Origin of the sequence: Methanoculleus sp. UBA208, assembly GCF_002498065.1 — an archaeon.
Lineage (GTDB): Archaea > Halobacteriota > Methanomicrobia > Methanomicrobiales > Methanoculleaceae > Methanoculleus.
On sequence record NZ_DAFZ01000036.1, the window covers coordinates 1 to 7,187 of the forward strand.

At 59.3% G+C, this 7,187-nt stretch carries 11 protein-coding genes; 8 read left to right on the top strand and 3 right to left on the bottom strand.

What is annotated here, in order from left to right:
- Window positions 1–572: 572 nt before the first annotated feature.
- Entirely contained in the window at window positions 573–824 is a 252-nt protein-coding gene (locus BRA62_RS03085) for a hypothetical protein (protein WP_331519979.1), read from the bottom strand.
- Window positions 825–960: 136 nt separating this feature from the next.
- Here BRA62_RS03085 and BRA62_RS03090 point away from each other — a divergent pair, with 136 nt between their 5' ends.
- On the top strand, window positions 961–1,434 hold the full coding sequence (locus BRA62_RS03090) for a hypothetical protein (protein WP_292364720.1): 474 nt from the start codon (window positions 961–963) through the stop codon (window positions 1,432–1,434).
- Between the two features lie 1,239 nt (window positions 1,435–2,673).
- On the opposite strand, the gene BRA62_RS03095 is transcribed toward BRA62_RS03090, so the two are convergent.
- Window positions 2,674–2,814: a hypothetical protein gene (locus tag BRA62_RS03095; protein ID WP_292364722.1), complete on the bottom strand. Its 141-nt coding sequence runs from the start codon at window positions 2,812–2,814 to the stop codon at window positions 2,674–2,676.
- Between the two features lie 223 nt (window positions 2,815–3,037).
- Between BRA62_RS03095 and BRA62_RS03100 the strand changes: the two genes are divergently transcribed.
- From BRA62_RS03100 to BRA62_RS03110, 3 genes are all read left to right on the top strand, one after another.
- Window positions 3,038–3,490, top strand: coding sequence for a UPF0175 family protein (locus BRA62_RS03100; protein ID WP_292364724.1), 453 nt, complete (start codon window positions 3,038–3,040; stop codon window positions 3,488–3,490).
- 190 nt (window positions 3,491–3,680) lie between these two features.
- On the top strand, window positions 3,681–3,920 hold the full coding sequence (locus BRA62_RS03105) for a hypothetical protein (protein ID WP_292364726.1): 240 nt from the start codon (window positions 3,681–3,683) through the stop codon (window positions 3,918–3,920).
- A complete protein-coding gene (locus tag BRA62_RS03110; RefSeq protein ID WP_292364728.1) occupies window positions 3,910–4,347 on the top strand; it encodes a PIN domain-containing protein in 438 nt (145 codons plus the stop codon). Before BRA62_RS03105 ends, BRA62_RS03110 begins: the two co-directional genes overlap by 11 nt.
- Before the next feature lie 66 nt (window positions 4,348–4,413).
- Here the strand turns inward: BRA62_RS03110 and BRA62_RS03115 are convergent, their stop codons facing one another.
- Window positions 4,414–4,596: a hypothetical protein gene (locus BRA62_RS03115; protein WP_292364730.1), complete on the bottom strand. Its 183-nt coding sequence runs from the start codon at window positions 4,594–4,596 to the stop codon at window positions 4,414–4,416.
- Window positions 4,597–5,065: 469 nt separating this feature from the next.
- Here BRA62_RS03115 and BRA62_RS03120 point away from each other — a divergent pair, with 469 nt between their 5' ends.
- The 4 genes from BRA62_RS03120 (at window position 5,066) to BRA62_RS03135 (ending at window position 6,378) form a co-directional block, all read left to right on the top strand.
- Window positions 5,066–5,368: a nucleotidyltransferase family protein gene (locus BRA62_RS03120; protein ID WP_292364732.1), complete on the top strand. Its 303-nt coding sequence runs from the start codon at window positions 5,066–5,068 to the stop codon at window positions 5,366–5,368.
- A complete protein-coding gene (locus BRA62_RS03125; RefSeq protein ID WP_292364734.1) occupies window positions 5,352–5,699 on the top strand; it encodes a DUF86 domain-containing protein in 348 nt (115 codons plus the stop codon). Before BRA62_RS03120 ends, BRA62_RS03125 begins: the two co-directional genes overlap by 17 nt.
- A gap of 168 nt (window positions 5,700–5,867) precedes the next feature.
- Complete coding sequence (locus BRA62_RS03130; RefSeq protein WP_292364736.1) at window positions 5,868–6,134, top strand: nucleotidyltransferase family protein; 267 nt, start codon at window positions 5,868–5,870, stop codon at window positions 6,132–6,134.
- Window positions 6,094–6,378, top strand: coding sequence for a DUF86 domain-containing protein (locus tag BRA62_RS03135; protein ID WP_292364738.1), 285 nt, complete (start codon window positions 6,094–6,096; stop codon window positions 6,376–6,378). The genes BRA62_RS03130 and BRA62_RS03135 overlap by 41 nt, the downstream gene beginning before the upstream one ends.
- Window positions 6,379–7,187 lie beyond the last annotated feature (809 nt).

Consider the following 7,187-nt stretch of genomic DNA (forward strand, 5'->3'; position numbering starts at 1 on the left):
CGAGTTAATAGCAATCCTCTAAGGAATTACCTTTTTTTAAAAATTCTTGTGATACAAAAAAAAATTACTGCTTACCCTCCGCACCCCTCCACCACCTTCTCCGCATCATACCGCAACACAGTCTCCCGCGTCCGTCCCCGCTGTTTCGGGGTGTGCAGGTTGATCAACCGCATCTAATCGAGCTTCTTCACCCGCTCGAAAAAGGCCCGCGTAACCCATCTTCTTCTGGGCCAGAACCCGCCTGGTAAAGTTCCCCGGACCGGAGCAGTCCGCCCCCATCCCCGCTCGGTTTGGCGCACCGTAGCGGCGGCATCCACCTTCGAGCCGGATCGCGTCGGTGAACTGGTGCTCGCCCCTGTGGCCGGGCCGGGAGGGGATCGGGGGGCCGGAAAACGACGCGATCATGGTGACTTACCAGAAGTCAATATTAACGGTTCTCTTTCGGCCGCCGGGGGATCAGGCGGTTCCGGCGAAATGCCGGGGTAGTTCACCGATGCGATCTCTTCTGGCTGCGGCAGGAAGGCTTCCCGGTCTGCGATCGGGAGGATATCGAACGGATCTTCCGGAGGGGCTCACCGCAGCAGCATCTGCACGACAGCAGCAGCGACACCGCCGACTAAACCCCCCGCACCGGCGCTGATCCGCTGAACCCGCCTGTCTCCGCCATCTCTTTCGTCCCGCCACCGCTCCAGGCTGCGGACCCGCCGCTCGAGCTCGCCCGCCGACTCCTTCATCTCGGCAAGCGTTTTGCAGATCCATTTCACGTCCCGGCTGGTCTCGATGATCATCTCGCGGGTGGTCTTCTCCACTCCCATCGGCAGCATCACTCCTGCCAGAGATCTGGTTCGGCGGGCAGAAAAGCCTGCCTTTACCCGGTAAAGTCAGGCCCAAACAGGAATGGGACCAAGCATATGGTGTCTGTCCGAGTACCCGGGGAAACGCCAGACAGGAGGCAGACATATGGCTGATTTCATTCAGACCAGCAACACCAGAACCGCCGTGCGTGAACTCGCCGTCCCGATTGCGGGCGTGGCCGCCTTTGCGGCCGTCATCCAGGACGTGCTCGACAACAACCCCTTCGGGTGCGTCGGCTACGTGCAGGGCGGCGTCAACCACGACGGCGTGGAGAAGAACAGGGAACACTACATCGCGAAGATCAACTACGAGGACCAGGATGCGAAAACCGTCGGGACCATCTCTGCAAGGGCCCCCGGCGTTGCGGCATTCGAGGCCGTGGCCGCCGCCATGGGCGGCAATCCGGTCAGGGACTCCGGGCGCGAGACCTACTCATGCCGGCTGAAGTGCCACGACCCCTCGGGCGAGATCTACTACGTCACCTTCAGCCGCAACACCGTGCGGATCACCTCCTACGAGGACGACGCCATCCGCGCCGCGGTTGAGGCCTGGGCGGACTCCGTTCCGGCCCTGGCGTGAGGGGGGGAGACCACACCCCTCCTTTTCCGGGGGTATTCGCAGCAGGCGAGATCTGTGACTTCCTTGCATATTCCGGATAATCTTCTGTGGCGCAGGCGCTGTCGCAAAAAATCGCCGGAGATATTTGCCCGCCTTCATGGGCGGAGGGTCGATCCGGTTGAAGTCGCCCCCCACGACCCACGAGATCGTGTTCATCAGGGTCTTTTGCATGGACATAACGCCGCATCGGGCAAGGGCATTGATCTCGGGGCAGACACGAAGTCCCCGATCCACCGGACGCCGGATCTCCTGATCCGCTTCAGGGATACCATCAGCCGTGAGCATGCCGCACAATCCAGGATACGCGCATGCGGGTGTTCCGGGTAGATTTTACTTCTACCGCTCTATACGCCGTGTTGACCGGCGCCGTCGTTACGTATACGACCCCGTCCAGGATACGGAGTTTGAGCGCATTATTTTCGACCAGGTCTCCCTCTCTCCCGGGAGGTTCGGACAGATAGCGCTCGAAGCCTCGAGAACCCCGGAGAACTCGACCGGAATATCATATCGCCATCTTTCTCTCTGGTTAACCCTCTCCGGGGGATGCCGGTTCGTGGGTCTGGTCCCGTGGTGGCTCTCCCGGTGTCGGCTGGAAGAGCAAGGCCGGTCGTGGAGCTGCTCCGGGAGACGATCCGTGAACGCAAAAGGACTTCAAAAGAAAGGCTGGTCGTGGCGGAGAAGGAAAGCGTACGTCATACGCCACTCTGGAGATGAGGAAGCAGTTGACGGGGAGCCGGGCGCGGGATGAAAGTGAAGGAGCACGAAGTCCGCGGCAGGAAACTGGAGCAGGAGGTTACTCCGCCTGCAGGATCTCAATGATCCGATCGATGACCGACGTGACGACCCGATCGTTGAGACGGCCGGCCCGGTAGAGAATCAGATCCGTGCTGGCAGAGAAGAGCCGGTTTGGCCGGACGTTGCCTGGCTTTCAGAGCGTTCCCTCTACAAAATCCATCTCGGCAATGCCGACAGCATAGCGATCCCGGACCTGCCGGCTCGTGAGAGTCGCACCTTCAGTGCTCCCGTTCCGGTTCGATGAACCGTCGCGTCTGACAGAGTATGATATCGTCTCCGCCGGGCGCCGTTTCACGGTTGAGAGATCGAAGATCGGGAAACGGTATAACCACAACGTCGCCCTTTACAAATCACGGCAAATTGGAAATTTGCCTGACAGGAAACTGCTCACAGTTTCCGTGCACATCACGACTCTTCCTCCTCGGGTCGGAGCCGGTCTTTCCGGAGCGCGGGCTCGCTCGCGAGGGCGGCCTTCCGGCGCCGGGATTTGAGAAACCGGATGAAGTCGAGCACCTCACCGCACGTCCGGGGCGGGAGGTCGTTCAACCCACAGATGATCTCCTCTTATACCCGGGTCATGGCGGTCTCACCTCTGGGTATATCGATCCTCTGCTTCAATCTACATATCGCTGCCTGATGAAGGGGTGCCTATCGACGCGGTCTTGCGCTCCGCACCGAGGAAAAAAAATTAAGCGGGGACTTCTCACCACCACGTTTATCAGTTATCCCTCTCTATCTCCTATTCATCAGGTGAAACCGGTTATGTCCGATGTTACCATCGGGGTTCCCCGGGGACATCGTTCAGGCGCTTCGGCTCCCTCCCGATGCCGTTCAGACCGAGCTGCAACGGGAACTTGCCGTGGCACTATACCAGCGGGGTATCCTCTCTTCCGGGAAAGCGGCGGCGCTTGCAGGGATGAACCGGTGGGAGTGGGAGGAACTGCTCGGGGCGCGGAAGATCCCCCGGCACTACTCCGACGAGGACCTCGATCGGGACAGGCGCCCATGCCGCTCGCGGAAAGTCAACTCCTCGCCGCCGATTCACCTCTCGATGGTCGGCCGTATCGGTCTCCTTCGACGCTTTTCATCGAGTTGCACTTTCAATGCAACCGCCTCAGATCTTCGATCTGGGGCAATCTGCATACCCCCTGCGGTCTGGAAAGAGGTCGTGGAACTGGGCGGCAACCGGCCGGGGGCGACCGGGATCCGGGAACGCCCGTGAGTCGGGGTGGCTGCGCGTGGTCGACCCCTCCGATAAGGCTCTGGTGCGCCTGCTCGAACAGGAGCTCCACGCGGGGCTCTATGGCCTTCCGGCATAACCCCCGCCTTCTCTTCTGCCGTCCTATCCGGGTTGATGAGTATCTACGTATATCGAGGGAATATTTAAATGTTTGAGATGTGTATGTAAATGCATGGGCACGATCACGCTGAGCATCGACGATCGGACGGAGCAGGCCTTCCGGAGGCTGGCCGAAAAAATTCTCGGGAAGCGGAAAGGATCTCTGGGTGAAGCGGCGACCGAGGCAATGAACCTCTGGATCAGGGAGAAAACGCAGGAGGCGATCGCATGCGACGCTCTGGACCTGACCGAAACGGCGTACCACCTTGGAGAGAGGAGGTATGCGTCGAGGAAGGATCTGTATGACCGGTAGCCCGCCGCTGATCGACACGAATATCCTCGTCTATCTCTTCGATGCGGACGCACCGGAAAAGCGGCGCATCTCAAAGGATCTCCTTACGGCATGCTGGCGGTCGGAGGCGCGGTACTCGGTCTCGGTACAGAACCTCGCCGAGTTCTCGGTGGTCGTGACCGAGAAGGTCGAAAACCCGATGCCGGTGGAAGACGTGAAACGCTTTATCCGCGATATCCTGGGCTTCGACGGCTGGAACGTCGTCGGATACGGCGGAGAGACCATCCTCCGCGCCCAGGAAATCCGGGACCGCCATCGCATTCACTTCTGGGACGCGCTCCTTGCCGCAACGATGATCGAATCCCGCATCGATACGGTAATCTCCGAAGACGCACACCTTCTGCGCGTTCCCGGGATCACGGTCACCAACCCGTACCGGGAAGAGTGATCGCGACGGAGCCGCCTCCGGAAAAGACAGCCGGCTGTCTTCCGGGGCGTATCACGCCGATCCCTCTCACCCCGCTATCCTCTTCTCCAGCGTCTCCGCCTCGAACCGGAGGATCAGGTGGGGTGAGGTGTTGCTGGCCCGCACCAGCCCCCGGCCGTCGGGGAACTCCACGCGGACGCCGTCGATATCGACGATCCGGATCCCGTCGCCCCGGCCGCCCATCGCCTTGAATTTGCTACCCCTTGTCAACCGCCCTCCGGTGCTCCGGACGGCGTGGTTTCCCCTCCGTGCCGGAAAAAAATGCACGACTCGCGGGTATTTTTCCGGTTTACCCGATGATTTGACAGGCCGGAAACGGCCGTCCAGTATCCGCAAGCGTTGCCGCCTGATTGGGCAAAGGGGGGCATTTCATCCTCTATATCGGCCGTATGAGCGGCGGGGATCGCCGGAGGATGTTTATGGTCGGCTGCGGCGGAGATCCGCCGCCTGGCGGCTTCTGTGAAGGCGGCAATTCCGACGAGGAAGGCGGGAAATTCGAGTATTTAAGCGTTGCTTGACCTGATTGACCCGCTGGTATACGGCATGGCCTGGATGTCTGCGGGGTGTATCCGGATCCCCAACGCGCCCGTCACGAACAGCCGATGATACAGTCCCTCGACCGGCAACCGGCAGGCAAAAGCGTTATCCTGATCGGTGAGCAACAGGAGTACGGTGCAGCATGCTTACGGCCGAGAGTATCATCGGGGCGCTGGCGGATCACCGGGAGCGGATCCGGAGCCTTGGCGTCCGGCGGATCGGCGTCTTCGGGTCTTTCGTCCGGGGTGAAGAGCGCGAGGAGAGCGATATCGACATTCTCGTCGAGTTCGAGGAGGGGGGGCGTTCCTTCGACACCTATATGGATCTGAAATTTTTCCTCGAGGATCTCTTCAAAAGGAGAGTCGACCTTGTCGACCGCGACGTCGTAAAACCGGGTCTCGCGCCCTACATTCTCCGGAGCGTTCGATATGTCCCGGGAATATGACCTCTACCTCCGTGACATTCTTGAGGCTATCGGCAGGATTCAACGGTATACCCGGGGAATGGACTACGAGATGTTCACGGAGAGCGATCTCGTGCAGGACGCTGTGATCCGGAATCTCATGGTCATCGGCGAAGCCGTCAAACTCATCCCCGAACCGCTCAAACGCGAGCATGCCGGGATATCCTGGAGAAAGATTGCGGGGATGCGGGACATCCTCATCCATGCATACTTCGGGGTCCATAACGAGGTCGTCTGGGATGTCGTCCGGAACAAAATCCCGGAACTGCAGGTTGTGGTCAGGGAGATGCTCGGTGGCGACCCTCCCCGGTAATCCCAGCACCTCCCTGTTCGCGGGACAGACCACATCGTCCGTCAAAAGACTGATACCGTGGGTGAGAGAAATACTAACCAGCGAACGGGTGAGGTCCGGGAGAAATGGCGGGGTATACATTGACAGAGAAGGCCCGTGAGATCATCGTTGCGATACTGACCCGGAACGATGCCGAACGGATCGCGATCTTTTGGCTCCTGTGCACGGGGAGAGGCCGGCGCGAAGAGTGATATCGACATCCTGGTCCGGTTCGCCCGCAAAAAGAGCCTCTTTGAAATTGTCCGGATCGAGGGTGAGATCAGAAGAGCTCTCCATAGAAACGTGGATCTCGTAACCGAGAACGCTGTGAGCCCCTATCTTGTCGATGCAATACACCGTGATGCAGTGGTAATTTATGACGCCGAAGGATCCCGCGTATCTCCACCACATCCTTGATGCCATCGCCAGCATTGAGGATTTTTCCGAGGGCATTTCATCGGCGGCAGACCTCAGCAATCGCCGGCTTGAACGCGCCGGGATCGAGCGCATGCTGACCATCATCGGCGAGGCGGCAAAGAACGTCTCTCCGCAGCTGCGAAGGAAACACCCGGAGATCCCCTGGAAAGAAGCAGCAGGACTGCGGGATAAGATCAGCCACCATTACTTCGGTGTGGATTACGAAGCGGTATTCCTACTATAGAAGACGATCTCCCGGTGCTTAAGCAGGGAATCCGTGCAATTCTCGATGAGACTGACCGCACATAAACCCCGGGCAGGAACAGAAGAAGGCGTGATGCAGGGGCTCCCTGACGCCTGTGCAATCCGATAGGGGCTGCAACATCAGGAAATCCCAAAGAAGGGGGAGTGCAATCGCACAGGGAATTACCTGTGCCTTATGGGTCTTCTCGATCTCATGATCTTCTCGATGAGCAGATCTCGAAAGTATCCGGGTACGACGGATCAGAGTGCTCTCGCTCGGGGCATCGGCAGAAGGAGTAACAATGGGCGCCAGATCGCGAGCACGGCCATTATTTGGGCTATCGCCCTGGAGGGGGGGTGCGGGAGTACGACTGTCCGCAGGACAAGAGTTTGAGAAGATGCGGAGCATCTTCGAGGGAGATCCCCTCCTGTCAGAGAGTTCTGGGACGGCCCCATGGAATTGTATCATGTCCGGCACGCCGGAACCTCCTTTCACTGCCGCCGGGATGAGGAAGCCGCATCGGATCACAGCCTGCGGTATGCACTGCGCCGATGACGAACAGAGAGTATGGTGATCTGTCTCTGTTCATGAGCAGACTTCATAGGAGGTCGTCCCAAAAGGGTCTGCAAACCTTTGCTGCACTTTGATCGGAATATCTATGTACAAGATTTTCGCCCCCTGAGCCATAACAGAGGTCAGAATGGGGAAACGGCCATTACCCTGGTATCGCCACGCGGGGGAGAGCGACTGGCCGTAGGGTAGGAGCTCGAGAAGAACGAAGTTCTTCGAGGGACCGGGAGGTGCATCCG